At 62.5% G+C, this 19,658-nt stretch carries 16 protein-coding genes and 2 tRNA genes; 2 read left to right on the top strand and 16 right to left on the bottom strand.

Going from position 1 to position 19,658, the window contains the following annotated elements:
- Positions 1 to 57: 57 nt before the first annotated feature.
- From ACI2JX_RS01580 to leuC, 9 genes are all read right to left on the bottom strand, one after another.
- Positions 58 to 678, bottom strand: coding sequence for a phosphoribosylanthranilate isomerase (locus tag ACI2JX_RS01580; protein WP_264236983.1), 621 nt, complete (start codon positions 676 to 678; stop codon positions 58 to 60).
- 60 nt (positions 679 to 738) lie between these two features.
- On the bottom strand, positions 739 to 1,629 hold the full coding sequence (gene truA / locus ACI2JX_RS01575) for a tRNA pseudouridine(38-40) synthase TruA (protein WP_372353341.1): 891 nt from the start codon (positions 1,627 to 1,629) through the stop codon (positions 739 to 741).
- A 171-nt stretch (positions 1,630 to 1,800) separates the two neighbouring features.
- The gene (locus ACI2JX_RS01570; RefSeq protein ID WP_404689201.1) at positions 1,801 to 4,479 is read right to left on the bottom strand and encodes a FimV/HubP family polar landmark protein; all 2,679 of its coding nucleotides are present in this window, start codon (positions 4,477 to 4,479) and stop codon (positions 1,801 to 1,803) included.
- A 71-nt stretch (positions 4,480 to 4,550) separates the two neighbouring features.
- A complete protein-coding gene (locus ACI2JX_RS01565) occupies positions 4,551 to 5,555 on the bottom strand; it encodes an aspartate-semialdehyde dehydrogenase (RefSeq protein WP_404689200.1) in 1,005 nt (334 codons plus the stop codon).
- A 252-nt stretch (positions 5,556 to 5,807) separates the two neighbouring features.
- A complete protein-coding gene (gene asd / locus ACI2JX_RS01560) occupies positions 5,808 to 6,920 on the bottom strand; it encodes an aspartate-semialdehyde dehydrogenase (protein ID WP_186557682.1) in 1,113 nt (370 codons plus the stop codon).
- Positions 6,921 to 6,983: 63 nt separating this feature from the next.
- Positions 6,984 to 8,066 carry a 3-isopropylmalate dehydrogenase gene (gene leuB, locus ACI2JX_RS01555; RefSeq protein WP_404689199.1) on the bottom strand — a complete coding sequence of 361 codons (1,083 nt, stop codon included), beginning with the start codon at positions 8,064 to 8,066 and terminating at the stop codon, positions 6,984 to 6,986.
- A gap of 53 nt (positions 8,067 to 8,119) precedes the next feature.
- Entirely contained in the window at positions 8,120 to 8,884 is a 765-nt protein-coding gene (locus ACI2JX_RS01550; RefSeq protein ID WP_404689198.1) for a class I SAM-dependent methyltransferase, read from the bottom strand.
- A 130-nt stretch (positions 8,885 to 9,014) separates the two neighbouring features.
- Complete coding sequence (gene leuD / locus ACI2JX_RS01545; RefSeq protein WP_264236976.1) at positions 9,015 to 9,659, bottom strand: 3-isopropylmalate dehydratase small subunit; 645 nt, start codon at positions 9,657 to 9,659, stop codon at positions 9,015 to 9,017.
- On the bottom strand, positions 9,656 to 11,089 hold the full coding sequence (leuC, locus tag ACI2JX_RS01540) for a 3-isopropylmalate dehydratase large subunit (protein WP_264236975.1): 1,434 nt from the start codon (positions 11,087 to 11,089) through the stop codon (positions 9,656 to 9,658). Before leuC ends, leuD begins: the two co-directional genes overlap by 4 nt.
- A gap of 130 nt (positions 11,090 to 11,219) precedes the next feature.
- On the opposite strand from leuC, the gene ACI2JX_RS01535 reads away from it, so the two are divergent.
- A complete protein-coding gene (locus ACI2JX_RS01535) occupies positions 11,220 to 12,098 on the top strand; it encodes a LysR family transcriptional regulator (protein ID WP_264236974.1) in 879 nt (292 codons plus the stop codon).
- A 61-nt stretch (positions 12,099 to 12,159) separates the two neighbouring features.
- Complete coding sequence (locus ACI2JX_RS01530) at positions 12,160 to 15,456, top strand: PAS domain S-box protein (RefSeq protein ID WP_368973052.1); 3,297 nt, start codon at positions 12,160 to 12,162, stop codon at positions 15,454 to 15,456.
- A gap of 172 nt (positions 15,457 to 15,628) precedes the next feature.
- On the opposite strand, the gene ACI2JX_RS01525 is transcribed toward ACI2JX_RS01530, so the two are convergent.
- The 7 genes from ACI2JX_RS01525 to ACI2JX_RS01495 form a co-directional block, all read right to left on the bottom strand.
- Entirely contained in the window at positions 15,629 to 16,075 is a 447-nt protein-coding gene (locus ACI2JX_RS01525) for an Hsp20 family protein (RefSeq protein WP_264236972.1), read from the bottom strand.
- Between the two features lie 179 nt (positions 16,076 to 16,254).
- On the bottom strand, positions 16,255 to 17,229 hold the full coding sequence (locus tag ACI2JX_RS01520; protein ID WP_264236970.1) for a tRNA-dihydrouridine synthase: 975 nt from the start codon (positions 17,227 to 17,229) through the stop codon (positions 16,255 to 16,257).
- A gap of 50 nt (positions 17,230 to 17,279) precedes the next feature.
- Positions 17,280 to 17,714 (bottom strand): thioesterase family protein, encoded by a 435-nt coding sequence (locus ACI2JX_RS01515; protein ID WP_186557673.1) that lies wholly within the window; start codon positions 17,712 to 17,714, stop codon positions 17,280 to 17,282.
- Between the two features lie 43 nt (positions 17,715 to 17,757).
- A complete protein-coding gene (locus ACI2JX_RS01510) occupies positions 17,758 to 18,591 on the bottom strand; it encodes an alpha/beta fold hydrolase (RefSeq protein ID WP_404689197.1) in 834 nt (277 codons plus the stop codon).
- 25 nt (positions 18,592 to 18,616) lie between these two features.
- Positions 18,617 to 19,156, bottom strand: coding sequence for a TetR/AcrR family transcriptional regulator (locus ACI2JX_RS01505; RefSeq protein ID WP_264236968.1), 540 nt, complete (start codon positions 19,154 to 19,156; stop codon positions 18,617 to 18,619).
- A 168-nt stretch (positions 19,157 to 19,324) separates the two neighbouring features.
- Positions 19,325 to 19,400, bottom strand: a tRNA-Glu gene (locus ACI2JX_RS01500).
- Between the two features lie 43 nt (positions 19,401 to 19,443).
- Positions 19,444 to 19,519 (bottom strand) — tRNA-Ala (locus ACI2JX_RS01495).
- Between the last annotated feature and the right edge of the window lie 139 nt (positions 19,520 to 19,658).

The raw sequence follows: 19,658 nt of genomic DNA, 5'->3' as shown, positions 1-19,658 counted from the left end.
AGCACAAGGCTGCGATAGCTATGGACGATGGCGCGCGGCCAGCCGTCACATCTGCCTTCACGCCTGCTTCACCGCACGCACGAACGCCTCGATCTTGGCGGCGTCCTTGATACCCTTGGCCTGCTCGACTCCACCGCTGACATCCACCGCGTACGGGCCAACCTGGGCAATCGCCTGGCCGACGTTGCCCGGGTTCAGACCACCGGCGAGGATAATCGGTTTACTCAGACGCTGCGGCACCAGCGACCAGTCAAAAGCTTCGCCAGTCCCCCCCGGGACGCCGGCGACGAAGGTATCCAGGAGAATCCCGCTGGCATTGGCGTAGTGCTTGCACTGAGCTTCAAGGTCATCGCCAGGACGCACCCGCAAGGCCTTGATCCAGGGCCGGTGAAAACCGTCGCAGTCAGCCGGGGTTTCGTCGCCATGGAACTGTAGCAGGTCCAGCGGTACCGCCTCGAGGATCTCGTTGAGTTCGCAGCGCGAGGCATTAACGAACAGGCCAACGGTGGACACGAACGGCGGCAGCGCGGCGATGATCGCCCGCGCCTGCTGCACGTCCACCGCACGCGGGCTCTTGGCATAGAAGACCAGGCCGATGGCATCGGCGCCGGCTTCGGCGGCGGCCAGGGCGTCTTCGATGCGGGTAATCCCGCAGATCTTGCTGCGAACGTTGCTCATGGACGGCGAACCTTGAGTAATCGGTGAAAGGCCGGATGTTAGCAAATCACTTTTCGCCCGTCAGTCTGCCAAGGCGTCGAAACCGGTGAGAAAGTGTGGACCAATGTAACGCTGGGGCAAGACGAACTGCTCAGGGTACTCCACCTGCACCAGGTACAGGCCATACGGATGCGCGGTCACCCCGGCCTCGCGGCGATCGCGGCTTTGCAGCACTTCGCGGGCCCACTCGATCGGCCGCTCGCCACTGCCAATGCTCATCAGCACCCCGGCGATGTTGCGTACCATGTGATGCAGGAACGCCGTGGCGCGAATGTCCAGTACGATCATCTGGCCATGGCGGGTGACCCGCAGGTGGTACATGTGCTTGACCGGCGATTTGGCCTGGCACTGGCTGGCACGAAAAGCGCTGAAATCATGTGTACCGAGCAAAAACTGCGCCGCTTCGGCCATACGCTCGACGTCCAGCGGGCGGTGGTTCCAGGTGACTTCCTCGGCCAGGTGCGCCGGACGGATCGGATCGTTGTAGATGACGTAGCGGTAGCGCCGGGCGGTGGCCTTGAAGCGCGCGTGAAAATCCGCCGGCATCTGCTGTGCCCAAGCCACGCTGATGTCCCGCGGCAGGTTGAAGTTGGTGCCCATGGTCCAGGCGCGCTCATCGCGCACGGCATTGGTATCGAAGTGCACGATCTGCCCGCAGGCATGCACGCCGGCGTCGGTGCGCCCGGCGCAGACCACCGAGATCGGCGCATTGGCCACCTTCGACAACGCCTGCTCAAGGGCCTGCTGGACACTGGCCACACCGCTGGCCTGGCGTTGCCAGCCGCGGTAGCGAGCGCCTTTGTATTCCACGCCCAGGGCGATGCGCGAGTAGCCTTCGGCCGCCGATTCGGCCGCGTCGTTGTCGATGATGTCCAAGTAACTGAAACCTGTGGATGGAACGAAGGGCGGCATTATAACGACTACGGCAGCCTTCTGGGCTGCCGTTGCGGGGCTTGCATCAGGGGCCACGTCGCCCTCTTCGCGGGCAAGCCCGCTCCTACAGGGATCGCATGACCCTCAAGATCAATGCGGTACCTGTGGGAGCGGGCTTGCCCGCGAAAAGATCACCACCGACCTGAAGCCTTACACCAACCGGGAAAGCATCTCCTCGGCTTCACTGCGCTGACCGTCATCACCATCCTTGACCACTTCATCGAGGATGTCGCGCGCGCCCTGGTGATCACCCATATCGATATAGGCACGGGCCAGATCGAGCTTGGTGGCCACTTCGTCGGCACCGGAGAAGAAATCAAAGTCCAGGTCGTCCAGCGGCTCTGGCTCCTGCGCGGCGTCGGCAGCGGTGAATTGCGCCTCCAGCGATGGCGTTTCGAGGTTCTGCGAGAGCTTGTCCAGTTCGGCGTTGACGTCGTCCAGCTCCGAGGCAAAGTTCTTCGCTGCGGGCGAATCGTCTTCCAGCGACAGGGACAGGTCGAAATCGTCTGGCAGCTCCAGTTCGGAGATCGGATCGAACTCGGGAATCTCGTCGAACGCTGCCAGCTCAGCGGCCACATCCACCGGGGCTTCCTCGGCCGGAGCCGCAACTGGCGAATCACCGACATCCAGATCGAAGTCGGCCAGGTCGTCGACGCTTTGCGGCTCGGCCTCCGCCTGGGCCTGGGCCAGCAGCGCTTCGAAGTCATCATCGGCATCCGTTTGGCTAACTGCCGGTTCAACCACCTCGGGCTGCTCGAGCTGAGCCTCAGGCTCACTAGCAGGCTCAACCTCATCCAGGATCGGCGACTGCAACTGATCATCCAGCGCCAGGTCATCGTCCAGACTCAGATCGAAGGCACTGTCCAGGTCGCTCTCTTCGACGGGTGTCACATCGGCAAGTTCTTGCGGCTCAGGCTCGACGACAGGCTCGGGCCCAACCAGCGACTCAGGCTCGCCTGGTTCAGCAGCCGGGATATCCTGTTCGTCTTGCAGCAGCTCCTGAACGTATTGCTCGTCCAGCTCTGCCGCCAGGGCCGCCGCACCAAGGCCAGCAGCCGCCACGGCGACCATGGCCGGGAAGCGTTCTTTGAGCGATTCGACCTCAACCTTGTTCTGCTCATCGCCAGCCAGCTTGCGCTCCTGATCGGCAAAAGCGTTCTGGTCGCCTTGACGTGCGTAGACCTCCATCAGTTTCAAGCGCAGGTCGCTGCGCTCAGGCTCGGCGGCCACAGCCGTCTCCAGCAGATCGGCGGCGTGATTGAGGCGACCGCGCTGCAGGCTCAGTTCGACTTCGGCCAACAGCTTGTCGAGCGGATCTTCTTGCGGCTCTGGCGCAGGCGCCATCAGCGGGGCGACGACCGCAGGCTTCTCCGCCGCCGTAGCGGCCGCAGCAGAAGCCGCCACCACCGCTGGCGACAGCGTCACGCTCGGCGCCGACACATCCAGCCCATCGAAGCTGCTTGGCGGCAGGTCCAGATCCGGGCTGCGCTCACCCTCCTCCGACAAGGCGCGAGCCATGCGCAGGTGCTTCTCGGCTTCCTGCTGAGCCTTGCGCTTGCGTGCCAACAACAGCAGCAACAACAGCAGCACAAGGAACGCCGAGCCGGCAATCAGGCCCAGCAGCAAGGGGTTACCGAGTAGTTCATCGAGTGCACTCTGCTCCGTCTTGGCTTCAGCGCCCGGCGCGGCTTGCGGCGCGGTATCGACCGCAGCAGGGGCTGGCTCGACGACCGGTTCGGCTGGCGTCAGTTGGGCGTTGACGGCTGGTTGGGCCGGCGCAGGCTCACCCGGCAACGCAGCGACTGGCGGCGTCTGCCCGGCGGCGCCTTGGGCTTCGAGGCGAGCCAGCTGGTCATTTTTCAGTTGGATCAGACGCTGCAGCTTGTCCAGCTGGCTCTGCAGGTCGGTCATGCGGCTCTTGAGTTCTTCGTTGTCGCGTCGGCTGGTGTCCAGGCTCTCCTGGGCGACCGCCAATTTGTCGTTGAGCTCCTTCGCTCCAGCCGCCCCGGCCTGATTGCCAGGGCTGACCAGACGCAGGTTGTCGCCCTGGGCGATGCGCGATGGCGCCGCCTCGGCTGCGCCTCGGCGGGTCGCGTCGAGTTGGCGAGCGCGCGGCCCCAAACGGCGGCCTTCGCGCCAGGCGGCGTACTGCTCGGCCACCTCACGGTTCGCTTCGCCTTGGGCAATGCTCTGAATCTGCTGCTGATCCGGCAGGCGCAGGACCTGGCCGATCTTCAGCTGATTGATGTTGTTGCCAATGAAGGCATCCGGATTCAGTGCCTGGATCGCCAGCATGGTCTGCTGCACCGAGCCGCCCTGGCTGTTGCGCGCGGCAATCTGCCAAAGGGTGTCACGGCGTTTGGTGGTGTAGCTGCCAGCGCCGCTGACCGGCGCGCTGATGTTGGCCGCCGCAGGCTGCTCGCCCTGGGCCTTGGCCTGGTCGAGCAGGACGCTGTAGTCACGCAACAGACGGCCCTGCGGCCACATCACCTGGACCAAAAACTTGACCACAGGCTCGCTCAATGGCCGGCTGGAGGTAACCCGCAGCACGCTCTTGCCATTGGGATTGAGCACCGTGGTGAAGGTCAGGTCCTCGACATAGGGTGGATAGGCCACCCCGGCCTTGGCGAATTCTTCCGGCGACGCCAGGCTCGGCGCCACTTCGGCAGCGGAGAGGTCGCGCACGTCGAGCAATTCGATCTCGGCGTCCAGCGGCTGGTTCTGTGCCGACTTGAGGGTCAGCTCGCCCAACCCCAGGGCATTCGCCATGCCGGACGACAGCGCAGATGCTGCCGCCATGGCCAAAACCAGTTTGCGAATTCGAAGCATGACCTCTTCCCTTGTATGAATCGTCCCAAAATCTAAATGTGATATAGGACAAAATTGCTTAGAAGTATCTTTTAGAGCCTGTCTTTTATCAACAATTGAGCGATTTGAACGGCATTCAGTGCAGCGCCTTTGCGCACATTGTCGGTGGTCAGCCAGAGGTTGAGCTGATGCTCTTCATCAATGCCATGGCGTACACGACCAACATAGACCACGTCCTGGCCCACTGCGTCACCCACCGGCGTAGGATAATCATCCGCTTCGACCAGCTCGATACTCTCGGCCGCTTCCAGGGCCTGATTGACCGCCGCCAGATTCACCGGGCGGCGGCTTTGTACGGCCACACTCAAGCTATCGCCGAAAAACACCGGGACTTGAACGCAGGTCACGGAAATCTTCAGCGCAGGCATGTCCAGCAGCACGCGTAGCTCATTTACAAGGCGCCGCTCTACGGCGGTGTGGCCCTGCTCATCGCTGGCACCGACCCGGGCCAGCAGGTTGAAGGCGATCTGCCGGTCGAAGACGCGTGGCTCCAATGGACGGGCATTGAGCAGCTCTGCGGTCTGGCGCGCCAGCTCACTGACGGCTTCCTTGCCCTGGGCCGACACTGCCAGATTGGCCATGACCTGAACGCGCTCGATATCCAGCAGATCTTTGAGCGGCGCCAGGGCCACCGCCAGCGCAACGGCGGCAGCGCTTGGGCTGGTGATCTGCGCAGGCAGGGTCAGCTTGGCCAGCTGATCGCCATTGGCTTCCGGGACCAGCGCCAGCGCCTGATCGAGGCCACCTGACAGGTCGATGACCGTACAGCCGGCGGCATGGGCTTTGGCTGCGAAACTGCGGCTGACGGCCGGGCCCGCGGCGAAGAAGGCCAGCTGGGCCTGGCTAAAGTCGAAGCTGTCAACTTCACGCACACGCACTTTTTTGCCAGCGAACATTACGCTGCTGCCAGCAGACTCCATGCTGGCGAGCAGGTGTAGGGTTGTGACCGGGAAGCTGAGTTCTTCGAGGATCTGCACGAGGGTTTCACCGACGCTACCGGTGGCGCCGATGACGGCGATGTCTAAGGGTTGGCTCATGGGAAATCCTCTGCGGGTTCGGCGGGAGCGGCACTTTACTTGGATTATCGGGCTTGGGGTACCTTCAGGGCATTTGAATAGCCTTGGATGCGCTATTGCTATCGCGGGGCAAGCCCGCTCCTACGCCAGCCCGGCCTTGGCCGCGAAACTTGCGTGGGAGCGGGCTTGCCCCGCGATAGAGCCTTAACAGCCCCCTAAAGCAAAAAACCCGCGCTCAGCAAGAGCACGGGTTTTCGGTCAAGCCAGGCGCAATCAACGCTCGAGCAAGATCCGCAGCATCCGCCGCAGCGGCTCTGCAGCGCCCCACAGCAACTGGTCGCCTACGGTGAAGGCACCCAGGTACTGCGAACCCATGTTGAGCTTGCGCAGACGGCCAACCGGTACATTCAAGGTACCGGTGACCTTGGTCGGGCTCAGCTCCTGCATGCTGATCTCACGCTGATTCGGCACCAGCTTCACCCATGGGTTGTGCTGGCTGATCATGCCTTCGATATCGGCCAACGGCACGTCTTTGTTCAGCTTGATGGTCAGCGCCTGGCTGTGGCAACGCATGGCGCCGATGCGCACGCAGATACCGTCGACCGGGATCGGGCTCTTGAAGCGGCCCAGGATCTTGTTGGTTTCAGCCTGGGCCTTCCACTCTTCGCGGCTCTGGCCGTTCGGCAGCTCCTTGTCGATCCACGGAATCAGGCTGCCGGCCAGCGGCACGCCGAAGTTCTCGGTCGGGAACGCTTCACTGCGCATGGCCTCGGCCACTTTGCGGTCGATGTCGAGGATGGCGCTGGCCGGGTTGGCCAACTCATCGGTGACCGCAGCATTGATGCCGCCCATCTGCTTGATCAGCTCGCGCATGTTCTGGGCGCCAGCACCGGAGGCGGCCTGGTAGGTCATGGCGCTCATCCACTCGACCAGACCGGCTTCGAACAGGCCACCCAGGCCCATCAGCATCAGGCTGACGGTGCAGTTGCCGCCGATGTAGTTCTTGGTCCCGGCGTCGAGCTGCTGGTCGATCACCTTGCGGTTGACCGGGTCGAGGATGATCACCGCGTCATCCTGCATGCGCAGGGAGGAAGCGGCGTCGATCCAGTAACCCTGCCAGCCGGCTTCGCGCAGCTTGGGGAAGACTTCGTTGGTGTAGTCGCCGCCCTGGCAGGTCAGAATGACGTCGAGGGTCTTGAGCTCTTCAATGCTGTAGGCGTCCTTGAGCGGAGCAATATCCTTGCCCACGTTCGGACCTTGGCCACCCACATTGGAGGTGGTGAAGAACACCGGCTCGATCAGGTCGAAATCCTGCTCTTCGAGCATCCGCTGCATGAGCACGGAACCGACCATTCCACGCCAACCGATCAGACCTACACGTTTCATCGCAACTACACCTTTGCTAAAAGTGGGCCGCCACCGAGACAGAACGGTGGCGGGCCAGAGAGATTACAGATTCCGCAGCGCTGCGACTACTGCGTCGCCCATTTCCTGCGTACCGACTTTGCTGCAACCGGCCGACCAGATGTCGCCAGTGCGCAGCCCTTTGTCCAGCACCAGGCTGACCGCCTGCTCGATCGCCTCGGCAGCGGCGTGCTGGTTGAAACTGTAACGCAGCATCATCGACACCGAGAGGATGGTCGCCAACGGGTTGGCAATGCCCTGCCCGGCGATGTCCGGGGCCGAGCCGTGGCACGGCTCGTACATGCCCTTGTTGTTGGCATCCAGCGACGCCGAAGGCAGCATGCCGATGGAACCGGTCAGCATGGAAGCTTCATCCGACAGAATGTCGCCGAACATGTTGTCGGTCACCACCACGTCGAACTGCTTGGGCGCCCGCACCAGTTGCATGGCGGCGTTATCGACGTACATGTGGCTCAGCTCGACGTCCGGGTAGTCCTTGGCCACGTCTTCGACCACTTCACGCCACAGCTGGCTGGACGCCAGCACGTTGGCCTTGTCTACCGAGCACAGCTTGTTGCCACGCACGCGGGCCATGTCGAAGCCGACGCGGGCAATCCGGCGGATCTCGCTTTCGCTGTACGGCAGGGTGTCGTAGGCCTGGCGCTCGCCGCTCTCCAGCTCGCGCTGGCCACGTGGGGCACCAAAGTAGATGCCGCCAGTCAGCTCACGGACGATGAGGATGTCCAGGCCGGCGACGATTTCTGGCTTGAGCGAGGAGGCATCGGCCAGTTGCGGATAGAGAATGGCCGGACGCAGGTTGGCGAACAGGCCCAGTTGCGCACGGATTTTCAGCAGACCGCGCTCCGGACGGATGTCGCGCTCGATCTTGTCCCACTTCGGCCCGCCAACGGCGCCGAGCAGTACAGCATCGGCCTTGCGCGCACGCTCCAGGGTTTCATCAGCCAGCGGTACGCCATGTTTGTCGATGGCCGCGCCACCGATCACGTCGTGCTCCAGGGCGAAGCCAAGCTGGAACTTGTCATTGGCCAGCTCCAGCACCTTGACCGCTTCGGCCATGATTTCCGGACCAATGCCATCACCTGGGAGAATCAGAATCTGCTTGCTCATGCTTTCCTCTATCCATTCAAACGGCGCGCCGGTAGCGGCTTCGCCGGAAAAAACTAGCGCTCAGCCCACAACACCAGCACGTCGGTGCTGAACGAGCCATCGGCTTCGATCTGGTAATACTGCCGCACTTCCTCGCCCATCGCTTGCTGCAATTGGCGAATGGCCACGCGCAGCGCATCAGGGGTGCGCATGCGCTCGACCCAGGAGTTCCACTCAAGGCGCAGGCGCTGGCGGCTGTGGCTGCGCACATGCAAACCTGCCTCGCTGACCTGGCGCTGCCATTCGGCGGCCGAATAATCGCGCACGTGGCTGGTGTCGCGCAGCACTTCGACGCTCTGCAAGTAGGTATCGAGCAATGGGCTGCCCGGCGACATGACATCGACGAACGCCGCCACCCCGCCCGGCTTGAGCACCCGGCGCACTTCGCGCAAGGCCAGGCCCAGGTCGCTCCAATGATGCGCGGAGTAGCGACTGAAGACGAAATCGAACGTGGCATCGGCGAACGGCAAGCGTTCCGCCGCACCGCGTTCGGTAGTGATATTGGCCAGGCCGCGTTGTGCCGCGGCGCGGGCGACCACGTCGAGCATCGAGTGCGACAGGTCATAGGCGACGACCTCGGCAACCAATGGCGCGACGTGGAAACTGACATGACCGGCACCACAGCCGAGGTCCAGCACCCGGGCGTCGGCATGGCCGGCGAGCTCGGCCTGCAGCAGGGCAAACTCGCTGCCTTGGGCATGCACGGCGCTGCTCAGGTAGGCATTGGCCTGCTCGCCGAACTGGCGCTGAACGACGTCGGTGTGTTGGCTACTGGTCATGGATCGGTCCTTATCGGGTTTTGCCTGTGCCGGCGCTATCGCGGGGCAAGCCCGCTCCTACACGATGAGCGCTGCCCCTTGTAGGAGCGGACTTGCCCCGCGATGAGGCCGGTACCGTCACTTACACACTTCAGGCATCGCGGAACAACCACGGCTGGCTCTGGCGATGCTTGCCCTCGAACGCCTTGATCGCATCGGCGTCCTGCAAGGTCAGGCCAATGTCGTCCAGGCCGTTGAGCAAGCAATGCTTGCGGAAGGCGTCGATCTCGAAATGCAGCACCTTGCCATCTGGACGGGTCACCGCCTGGGCTTGCAAGTCCACGGTCAACTGATAGCCAGGGTTGGCTTCAACCTGCTTGAACAGTTCATCGACTTCCTCATCGCTGAGGATGATCGGCAGCAAGCCGTTCTTGAAGCTGTTGTTGAAGAAGATGTCGGCAAAACTTGGCGCGATCACGCTACGGAAGCCGTACTCGTCCAACGCCCAAGGCGCGTGCTCACGGCTGGAGCCGCAGCCGAAGTTCTCGCGGGCGAGCAGCACGCTGGCACCCTGGTAACGCTCGTGGTTGAGCACGAACTCTTTGTTCAGCGGGCGCTTGCTGTTGTCTTGATAAGGCTGCCCCACATCCAGGTAGCGCCACTCGTCGAACAGGTTCGGGCCGAAACCGGTGCGCTTGATCGACTTGAGAAACTGCTTGGGAATGATCTGGTCGGTATCGACGTTAGCGCGATCCAATGGTGCGACCAAGCCGGTGTGCTGGGTGAAGGCTTTCATGCTGCGCTCCCTTGGATCAACTCGCGGACATCGATGAAGTGACCGGTCACCGCGGCGGCGGCGGCCATCGCCGGGCTCACCAGGTGGGTACGACCACCGGCGCCTTGGCGGCCTTCGAAGTTACGGTTGGAGGTCGAGGCGCAGTGCTCGCCGCTTTCCAGGCGATCCGGGTTCATCGCCAGGCACATCGAGCAGCCGGGTTCACGCCATTCGAAACCGGCTTCGATGAAGATCTTGTCCAGCCCTTCACGTTCAGCTTGCGCCTTGACCAGGCCCGAGCCCGGTACCACCAGCGCCTGCTTGACGGTGGCCGCGACCTTGCGGCCTTTGGCAATGTCGGCAGCGGCGCGCAGGTCTTCGATCCGCGAGTTGGTGCACGAACCGATGAACACCCGATCCAGACGGATATCGGTGATCGCTTGGTTAGCACTGAGGCCCATGTACTTGAGCGCCCGCTCGATCGAACCGCGCTTGATCAAGTCTGGCTCGGCAGCAGGGTCCGGTACGCGCTGATCGACCGCCAATACCATCTCGGGCGAAGTGCCCCAGCTGACCTGCGGCTTGATTTGCGTAGCGTCCAGCTCGACCACGGTGTCGAACACCGCATCTTCGTCGGAGACCAGGCCCTTCCAGGCGGCCACTGCCTGGCTCCACTGAGCAGGCGTCGGCGCGTAGGGACGCCCTTCAACGTAATCGATAGTGGTGTCATCCACTGCCACCAAGCCGACCCGGGCACCGGCCTCGATGGACATGTTGCAGATGGTCATGCGCCCTTCCATCGACAGATCGCGGATGGCGCTACCGGCGAACTCCATGGCGTGGCCATTGCCACCGGCGGTGCCGATCTTGCCGATCACGGCGAGGACGATGTCCTTGGCGGTGACGCCCTCAGGCAATTTGCCTTCGACGCGCACCAGCATGTTTTTCATTTTCTTGGCCACCAGGCACTGGGTCGCGAGCACGTGCTCGACCTCGGAGGTACCGATGCCGTGGGCCAATGCGCCAAAGGCGCCGTGGGTCGAGGTGTGCGAGTCGCCGCACACCACGGTCATGCCTGGCAAGGTCGCGCCCTGCTCTGGGCTGATGACGTGAACGATGCCTTGGCGCTCGTCGTTCATCTTGAATTCGACGATGCCGTATTCGTCACAGTTCTCGTCGAGGGTCTGCACCTGCAGGCGCGACACCTGGTCGGCGATGGCCTCGATGCCGCCCTTGCGCTCAGGGGTGGTTGGCACGTTGTGGTCGGGCGTGGCGATGTTGGCGTCGATGCGCCATGGCTGGCGGTTAGCCAGGCGCAGGCCTTCGAAGGCCTGAGGCGAAGTCACTTCGTGAATGATGTGGCGATCGATGTAGATCAAGGACGAGCCATCGTCGCGTCGCTTGACTTCATGCGCATCCCAGAGTTTGTCGTAGAGCGTTTTGCCAGCCATCAGACTGTTCCTCATCAGCGTGTTTCTATGCCAATAACCCCTTGGCTTGTACGGTCGATGCTATGGGGTTAAATTGAATAACTCAAATTCATAATTTTTATGCTTTGGATAACCTTAAGGAATACAAAAGGTGGACCTGGCCAATCTGAGCGCATTTATCGCCATTGCCGAGACGGGCAGTTTTTCCGGGGCCGGCGAACGCCTGCATTTGACCCAGCCGGCAATCAGCAAACGTATCGCTGGACTTGAGCAGCAACTGGACGTCCGCCTGTTCGATCGTTTGGGCCGGGAGGTCACCTTGACCGAGGCCGGGCGAGCATTGCTGCCGCGGGCTTATCAAATCCTCAACGTGTTGGATGATACTCGACGTGCGCTGACCAATTTGACCGGCGAAGTGAGCGGTAGGCTGACCCTGGCAACAAGCCACCATATTGGTTTACACCGTCTACCCCCGCTTTTACGGGCTTTCACCCGCGAGCACCCGAAAGTAGCGTTAGATATTCAGTTCCTCGATTCGGAAGCGGCCTACGATGAAATTCTCCATGGCCGCGCCGAAATTGCCGTTATTACGCTGGCTCCCGAGCCGCACCACTTGGTGCGGGCGGTATCGGTGTGGGACGACCCGCTGGATTTCGTCGCCTCCCCGGAACATCCATTGACCAGCAACGGCGCAGTCAGCCTGGCCGACGTCGCCGGCCACCCGGCCGTGTTCCCGGGCGGCAACACCTTTACCCGGCACATTGTCCAACGCCTGTTCGAAAGCCAGGGCTTGACCCCGAACATCGCCATGAGCACCAACTACCTGGAAACCATCAAGATGATGGTGTCGATTGGCTTGGCCTGGAGCGTGCTACCGCGCACCATGCTCGATGAGCAAGTTGCACCCATCGCTTTACCCGGCGTAAAGCTGTCGCGACAGCTAGGCTACATTCTGCACACCGAGCGAACGCTGTCGAACGCGGCCAGGGCGTTCATGGCCCTGCTCGACAGCCACGCAGGGCCCGCCTGACCGTTCGTCAGCACGGCATTTCACTCTCAGGGACGCGTCATTCGCCAAAGGTCTGGTAACGATGCCCAAATCAGTTAATCGCTTTGCGCGCCTGCCGCGCATTCCTGCGGCCGACCCGCAGGCGTCGGAACAGGCTTGGCAGAATGCCCCACAACTATTGGCCGCCCTCAATGGCGCACGCCTGGGCGCTTGGCTGTGGGACATCGAGAGCGGTCGGGTCAGCTGGTCGCGCGGCACCCAGGCATTATTCGGCTTCGACCCGCAGCGGCCGCTGCCCAGCGACATCGACTACCTCGACCTGCTGCCTGAAGAGGACCGCGCGCGCACCCGCCAGGCCTTTCAGGCGGTGGTCAACGGCGAACCGATCGAACAAGCCATGCGCCATCGCATCCGTTGGCCAGATGGCAGCCTGCACTGGCTGGAGATCAACGGCAGCCTGACCCAAGACCGCCATGGCCGGCGGCAGATGATCGGAGTGATCCGCGAGATCACCCGCCAACGTGAACGCGAAACCGCCCTGATCAACTCGGAAAAACGCTTCGCCACCCTCTTCCACCTGAGCCCCAATGCGATTCTCCTGACCCGCCGTAACGACGGCATGCTGTTCGAGGTCAACCAGCACTTCGAAGACATGTTCGGCTGGCCCGGCGCGCAGATCGTCGGCAAGACCAGCATCGAGCTCGGCCTGTGGGTCAATCCCGATCAGCGCCACCAGGTGCTGGAAGCCACCCGCATCACCAGCGGCCCGGTGACCATGGAAGTGCAGTTTCGCGCCAGCAGCGGCAAGATCCACGACGGCATCCTCTGCACCCAGGGCATTGAGCTTGAAGGCGTCACGTTCCTGCTCAGTACCTTCGTCGACACCAGTGAACGCAAGCGCGCCGAACAGGCACTCAAGGACAGCCAGGAGCGCCTGGACCTTGCCCTGGACTCAGCACAACTGGGCACCTGGGATTGGCACATCCCCAGTGGCATGCTGTATGGCTCGGCCCGCGCCGCACAGCTGCACGGGCTCGACCCAGTACCCTTTCACGAGTCGTTCGATGCCTTTTTCGAAGGCGTGCCGGAACAGGAGCGCAATGTCATGCGCCAGGCCTATCGCAGTTTGCGCGAAGGCCCGGCGGGCAATTACCAGATCACCTACCGGGTGGAGTTGGAAAACGGTGCCTCGCGCTACATCGAAAGCCGCGCCCGGCTCTACCGCGACGAACAAGGCAATCCGCTACGCATGGCCGGCACCTTGCTCGACATCACCGACCAGGTCGAGCGCGAACTGCGCCTGAGCGCGTCGGAAGAGAAGTTCGCCAGCCTGTTCCAGGTCAGCCCCGACCCGATCTGCGTAACCCGCCAGGATTCTGGCCAGTTCATCGAGATCAATCCGGCATTCACCCAGACCTTCGGCTGGAACGCCGAGCAAGTGATTGGCCGTACCGCCGAGGAGATTGGCCTGTGGGCCGAATCGGCCGAACGCGCGCACCGCATCGAGCGGGTAATCCGCGAGCAGGACTTGAGCAATGTCGCGGTGGTGGTCAACCACCGCAGTGGCGCAGCCCTGACCTGCGTGATTTCCAGCCGCCTGATCACGGTCGACAACCAACCCTGCAGCGTCACCTCGCTGCGCGACATCACCCAACAGCAACGCGCCGAAGCGGCGCTCAAGGCCAGCGAGGAGAAGTTCGCCAAAGCCTTTCACTCCAGCCCCGACGCTATCACCATCACCGAGCGTGGGACCGGCCGTTACCTTGAGGTCAACGATGGCTTCTGCCGACTGACCGGCTACAGCGCTGCCGAGGTGGTCGGGCAGTCGGTGTATGAGATCGGCATCTGGGCCGATGACAAACAGCGCAGCGCCCTGCTCAACGAGCTCAAGGAGCGCGGCCGGGTGCATCACCGGGAGATGCTCGGGCGCAACAAGCGCGGCGATATTCTCACCGTCGAAGTGTCGGTAGAACCCATCAGCCTCAACGAGAGCGATTGCCTGCTGCTGACCGCGCGCGACGTCAGCCAACTGAAAAACGCCCAGGCGCAGATCCGCCACCTGGCCTACCACGACCCACTGACCAACCTGCCCAACCGCGCCTTGCTGATGGATCGCCTGAGCCAACAGATCGCCCTGCTCAAGCGCCACAATCTGCGCGGCGCGTTGCTGTTCCTCGATCTCGACCATTTCAAGCACATCAACGACTCGCTCGGCCATCCAGTCGGCGACACGGTGCTGAAGATCATCACTGCGCGCCTGGAAGCCAGCGTGCGCCTTGAGGATACCGTGGCGCGCCTGGGCGGCGATGAGTTCGTGGTGCTATTGACCGGCCTTGAAGGCAGCCGCGAGGCGGTCGAAACCCAAGTGCGTGAGCTGGCCGACACCCTGCGCGAGCTGCTCGCCGAGCCAATGTCGCTCGATGGCCAGCGCCTGCAAGTGACCCCCAGCATTGGGGTGGCGTTGATCCCCGACCACGGCGCAACCCCTGCCGACCTACTCAAGCGCGCCGATATCGCCCTGTACCGGGCCAAGGACTCCGGGCGCAACACTACCCAGCTGTTCCACACCACCATGCAGAAGGCCGCCAGCGAGCGCCTGCGCATGGAGAACGACCTGCGCCTGGCCTTGGCCCGGGGTGAACTGGCATTGCACTTCCAGCCCCAGGTGGATGCCCGCGACAACCGCATCGTCGGCGCCGAAGTGCTGCTGCGCTGGCACCATCCGCAACTGGGCCAGCAGCCACCGGCCCAGTTCATTCAGGTACTCGAAGAAAGTGGCTTGATCCTGGAAGTTGGCAGCTGGATCCTCGACGAAGCCTGCGATGCCTGCGCCCATATGCTGCAGGACGGCCTGATCGATGCCGACGATTTCAGCCTGTGCGTGAACATCAGCCCTCGTCAGTTCCGCCAGAACGATTTCGTCGAGCGAGTGCTGCGCAGCCTCGACGACTATCGCCTGCCACGGCACATGCTCAAGCTGGAGATTACCGAAGGCATCGTCATCCAGAACCTGGAGGACACCATTGCCAAGATGCGCGAGCTCAAGCGCTATGGCGTAAGCTTTGCCATGGATGATTTTGGTACCGGTTATTCATCGCTGACCTACCTCAAACGGCTGCCGGTGGATGCGCTGAAGATCGACCAGACCTTTGTCCGCGACGCGCCGATCGACCCCAATGATGCCGAGATCGTCCGCGCCATCGTGGCCATGGCCCGCAGTCTTGAGCTGGCGGTCATTGCCGAGGGTGTGGAATTGACCGAGCAGCTGGAGTTTCTTGAGCGGCTGGGCTGTCACCTGTACCAGGGCTACCTGCACAGCCGGCCACTGCCGCTGCAGGAGTTCCGGCAGATGCTGCTGGAAGCGCCAGCTGACTACTGAAAGAAATACGTGGGCTTGCCACGCGATTCTCGTTTGCGAGGCCGGCTTCGCCACTTGTGCCTTGGCAAATCGCGGGGCAAGTCCGCTCCCACGCTATGTACATCCATAACATGTACATCCATGACACGTAGAAAGGGCACCCGAAGGTGCCCTTTGGTACATCCCGACAAGCTTAGTTCAGCGCAGGTTTGTCGCTGTTGATCGGGATGCGTTTGGCCTTGGCCTCTTCCGGGACGACGCGCAGCAGATCGACGCTGAGCAGACCGTTGGCCAGACCTGCCGACTTCACTTCGATGTGATCGGCCAGGCGGAACGACAACTTGAAGGCCCGCTGGGCAATGCCCTGATGCAGATAGGTCACTGCCGCGGCGTTGCCTGCGTCGCGCTTGCCTCCGCTTACGGTCAGCACGCCTTTTTCAACCTGCAGGTCGAGATCGTCTTCCTGGAAGCCAGCTGCGGCAACCACGATGCGATAGTGGTCATCGCCATGTTTTTCCACGTTATAGGGTGGGTAGCTGCTACCCGCCTCGTTACGTGCCGCGGATTCGAACAGGTCATTGAAACGGTCGAAGCCAACGGAATGGCGGAACAGTGGTGCAAGAGAGAAAGCGGTAGTCATGGTCATAAACTCCTGAGATTCAGCAAGTAAGTCATTACGCGACCCGACTTCGGCATCGCGTACTCAAGAGATAAGGTCCAGGGAAAAGGTTTCAAGTGCAGACCGCAAAATTTTTTTCTAGCTCTTTGTGGGAGCGGGCTTGCCCCGCGATAACGCCCGCACTCACACAACAGGTTCTATCAGGCTACCGCCTCGCACCGCGCCTCACGCCTATCCACCCCCAGCAGCTGGCTGATCCGCTCACAGTCATCCACCCGCCGCAGCTCTGCAAACATCACCACTGCCTCGGGATAACTGCGGGTCAACATCGCCATCCACTGCTTCATGCGCCCCGGCGCATAGCGCGGCGACAGCTTGGCCTGGGCCTGGCGCCAGAACTCTCGCAGCAGCGGCAGCAACGCTTGCCAATCCAACGGCTGGTAATCGCGCCCATCCCGCGCGGCAGCGATCTGTAGGGCCAGATCTGGCCGCGACACCAGCCCGCGACCGAGCATGATGTCCTCTGCCCCGCTGACCTCACGGCAGCGCCGCCAGTCATCCACTGTCCAGATTTCGCCGTTGGCGAACACCGGCACTTTGACCACATCCTGCACGCGCGCCACCCATTCCCAGTGTGCCGGCGGCTTGTAGCCCTCAACTTTGGTGCGCGCATGCACCACCAGATGCGCAGCGCCACCCTCGGCCAGTGCCGTGGCGCAGTCCAGTGCGCCGTCAGGGCTGTCGAAGCCCAGGCGCATCTTGGCCGTCACCGGTATATGCGCCGGCACCGCCCGCCGCACCTGGCTGACAATCGCATGCAACAGCTCCGGCTCCTTGAGCAGTACCGCCCCACCGCGCGACTTGTTCACGGTCTTGGCCGGGCAGCCGAAGTTCAGGTCGATCACCGGCGCGCCAAGCTCGCAAGCCAGCACGGCATTTTCCGCCAGGCACACCGGATCCGAGCCGAGCAGCTGCAGGCGCATCGGCACGCCCGCCGCCGTGCGTGCGCCCAGGCGCAGCTCCGGGGCGAGCTTGTCGAATTGCGAAGGCGGCAGCAGGCGGTCGCAGACGCGGATGAACTCGGTAACGCACCAGTCGATGCCGCCGACGCGGGTAAGCACGTCGCGCAGAATGTTGTCGACCAGCCCCTCCATCGGGGCCAGGGCAATTTGCATGAAGGGGTCTCGGCGAAAAAGGCGGCAGTCTAGCAAACAATCACAGCAGTTCAGGCACCGATCAGCGCCTGACCGTAACCCTCGATAAATTCCGTCGGCATGCGCTTAGGCTTGCCAGTGGACAGTTCGATGCAGACAAAGGTGGTCTGCGCCCGCAGCAAGATTGCACCATCGCGTGGGCGCTTAAGCTGAAAGCGCCGGGTCATGCGCAGGCGCTGGTCCCAGTCGATGATCCAGGTAGCCAGCTGCAGCTCGTCGTCTTCGTAGGCGGCGGCCAGGTAGTCGATTTCGTGGCGAACCACGGCCATGGCCCGGTCCAGACGGCGGTATTCGGCCAGGTCCAGCCCCAGGCGCTGCGAGTGGCGCCATGCGCAGCGTTCCAGCCAAGTGACGTAGACCGCGTTGTTGGCGTGGCCGAGGCCATCGATGTCGTCGGCACCGACGCGAAGGTCGATGATAAATGGCGATGCCAAATCCCAGCTCATGCCCGCTCCCAAAGTCAGTGAACGGGCGGAGTGTAACCCAAGCTCAAGCGCTTTGCCGGGTAGGTTCCTGAGTGCGCGCGAGCAAATCCAGCACCGCTTCGCTCAGGCGCGGATCGGCCAGCACTCGCTGGTGGCCGCCCTCTTCCAGCAGCATCAGGCGGCTGTCGAACCAGGCCTTGTGGATAAGCTGCGCCTCGCCGACCGGGACTAACTGATCGTCAGCCGCGTGCACCACCAGGCCCGGTAGCTCCAGCTGGTAGCCACTGACGTCCAGGCGGGCGATCTGCATGCCGACATCGTGTTCGATCTGGCGAATGAACGCTGCCCTGGCCCGCGCAGGTAGCCCTAAACGCTGAGCAAAGCCGCGCAACACGCCGATTAACTGCGCAGGCGCGGCGATACTCACTGCGGCCTCGGTGCGCAACCCCCATTGCAAGGCCAACATGACACTGGCGCCGCCCATGGAATGGCCAATCACCGCCCGCAATGGTGGTAACTCTGCAGCGGCTTCGAGCAGCGCGCGGGCGAACAGCACCACGTTGGCTTGCTGACCAGGCGACCGGCCATGGGCTGGACCCTCGAGGGAGACCACCGTGTGACCCGCATCGACCAATGCCTCGATCAGCGCCGCAAATTGCGTCGGACGCCCTTCCCAGCCATGTATCATCAACACGGTAGGGCCATTCCCCCAGCGCAGGGCCGACAGTCCGAAGCGCAAGGTGATCCGCTCAGCACGCGCCAGCAGCGGCAGTTCCCACGGTCTGGGTGGCAGGTTGCGGGGCGTCATGAAGGCCCGTCGCATCTTGCCGGCAACATGCTCGGGAGCCAGCCGACCGAGAGTTCCGTTGACGCCGCGAATCCAGCTCAGGGTAGTCATCGTCTTGCTCCAGGGTTGAGGTTGCTCAGATCACCGCCGACTTGGCGGCGCGCAGGATACGGTCGGATAACTCGGTGCCGCTCAAGGCGCGAGCCAGGGCCAAACCACCGACCATCAGGGCCAGGTCGGCAAAAGCTTTATCGATGTCTTCCGGGCAATCGACCATCTGCGCCGTCATCAACTCGACATGCTCGGCCAGCACCTCGCGAAACGCTTCAGGCAGGCGCTGCATTTCGCTCAGGGAGTTAGGTAGCGGGCAGGCGTGCTGGTGAGCGTCACGGTGCTTGCGCGAAAGGTAGAAAGCCGCGGCCAAGGCGCGACGCCCGGCACCATCCAGCGCTGGATCGACCTGGGCGAGCAAGCCTCGGCGCTCGCCGAGCAATTGGCGAAAAGCCTCCAGCATAAGCTCGTCCTTGCTGTCGAAATGCGCGTAGAAACCACCCACCGTCAACCCAGCCGCACTCATCACCTGGCTCACACTGGGGTCCGCCGGGCCTTGCTGGATCAGCGCACTGCAGGCTGCGTCGAGAATGCGCTCGCGGGTCTTGCTCTTCTTGTCGCTCATGGCCTGCCTCGCAAATATTATGGTTGAAATATTATCCCTATAATATTTTTAGGCAAGCGAAATCTTCGACCTCTGGTCGGCGCTCAAGAAAAGTGGAATTACAGACAAACAAAAGGCCCATTCAATAATCGAATGAGCCTCTAAAGTCCCGCAAAACGCGGGTAAAAATGGCGTCCCCTAGGGGACTCGAACCCCTGTTACCGCCGTGAAAGGGCGGTGTCCTAGGCCACTAGACGAAGGGGACATGTAAGCTTCGTAGAGATCCGCTTTCACGAATCCTGGCAAAATGGTGGAGCTAAGCGGGATCGAACCGCTGACCTCCTGCATGCCATGCAGGCGCTCTCCCAGCTGAGCTATAGCCCCGAAAACAAAAGGCCCATCCAATATGCGAATGAGCCTTTAAAGCCCCGCAAAACGCGGGTAAAAATGGCGTCCCCTAGGGGACTCGAACCCCTGTTACCGCCGTGAAAGGGCGGTGTCCTAGGCCACTAGACGAAGGGGC

It is taken from the genome of Pseudomonas sp. NPDC088890, from assembly GCF_044900155.1.
GTDB lineage: Bacteria > Pseudomonadota > Gammaproteobacteria > Pseudomonadales > Pseudomonadaceae > Aquipseudomonas > Aquipseudomonas urmiensis.
Note: the sequence above shows the minus strand (reverse complement) of the source record. Positions and strands in the feature narration are given on the sequence as shown.

Coding starts and splice junctions, on each gene's coding strand:
- ACI2JX_RS01580 (WP_264236983.1), bottom strand. CDS start 678: ATGAGCAACGTTCGCAGCAAGATCTGCGGGATTACCCGCATCGAAGAC.
- truA (WP_372353341.1), bottom strand. CDS start 1,629: ATGCCGCCCTTCGTTCCATCCACAGGTTTCAGTTACTTGGACATCATC.
- ACI2JX_RS01570 (WP_404689201.1), bottom strand. CDS start 4,479: ATGCTTCGAATTCGCAAACTGGTTTTGGCCATGGCGGCAGCATCTGCG.
- ACI2JX_RS01565 (WP_404689200.1), bottom strand. CDS start 5,555: ATGAGCCAACCCTTAGACATCGCCGTCATCGGCGCCACCGGTAGCGTC.
- asd (WP_186557682.1), bottom strand. CDS start 6,920: ATGAAACGTGTAGGTCTGATCGGTTGGCGTGGAATGGTCGGTTCCGTG.
- leuB (WP_404689199.1), bottom strand. CDS start 8,066: ATGAGCAAGCAGATTCTGATTCTCCCAGGTGATGGCATTGGTCCGGAA.
- ACI2JX_RS01550 (WP_404689198.1), bottom strand. CDS start 8,884: ATGACCAGTAGCCAACACACCGACGTCGTTCAGCGCCAGTTCGGCGAG.
- leuD (WP_264236976.1), bottom strand. CDS start 9,659: ATGAAAGCCTTCACCCAGCACACCGGCTTGGTCGCACCATTGGATCGC.
- leuC (WP_264236975.1), bottom strand. CDS start 11,089: ATGGCTGGCAAAACGCTCTACGACAAACTCTGGGATGCGCATGAAGTC.
- ACI2JX_RS01530 (WP_368973052.1), top strand. CDS start 12,160: ATGCCCAAATCAGTTAATCGCTTTGCGCGCCTGCCGCGCATTCCTGCG.
- ACI2JX_RS01525 (WP_264236972.1), bottom strand. CDS start 16,075: ATGACTACCGCTTTCTCTCTTGCACCACTGTTCCGCCATTCCGTTGGC.
- ACI2JX_RS01520 (WP_264236970.1), bottom strand. CDS start 17,229: ATGCAAATTGCCCTGGCCCCGATGGAGGGGCTGGTCGACAACATTCTG.
- ACI2JX_RS01515 (WP_186557673.1), bottom strand. CDS start 17,714: ATGAGCTGGGATTTGGCATCGCCATTTATCATCGACCTTCGCGTCGGT.
- ACI2JX_RS01510 (WP_404689197.1), bottom strand. CDS start 18,591: ATGACTACCCTGAGCTGGATTCGCGGCGTCAACGGAACTCTCGGTCGG.
- ACI2JX_RS01505 (WP_264236968.1), bottom strand. CDS start 19,156: ATGAGCGACAAGAAGAGCAAGACCCGCGAGCGCATTCTCGACGCAGCC.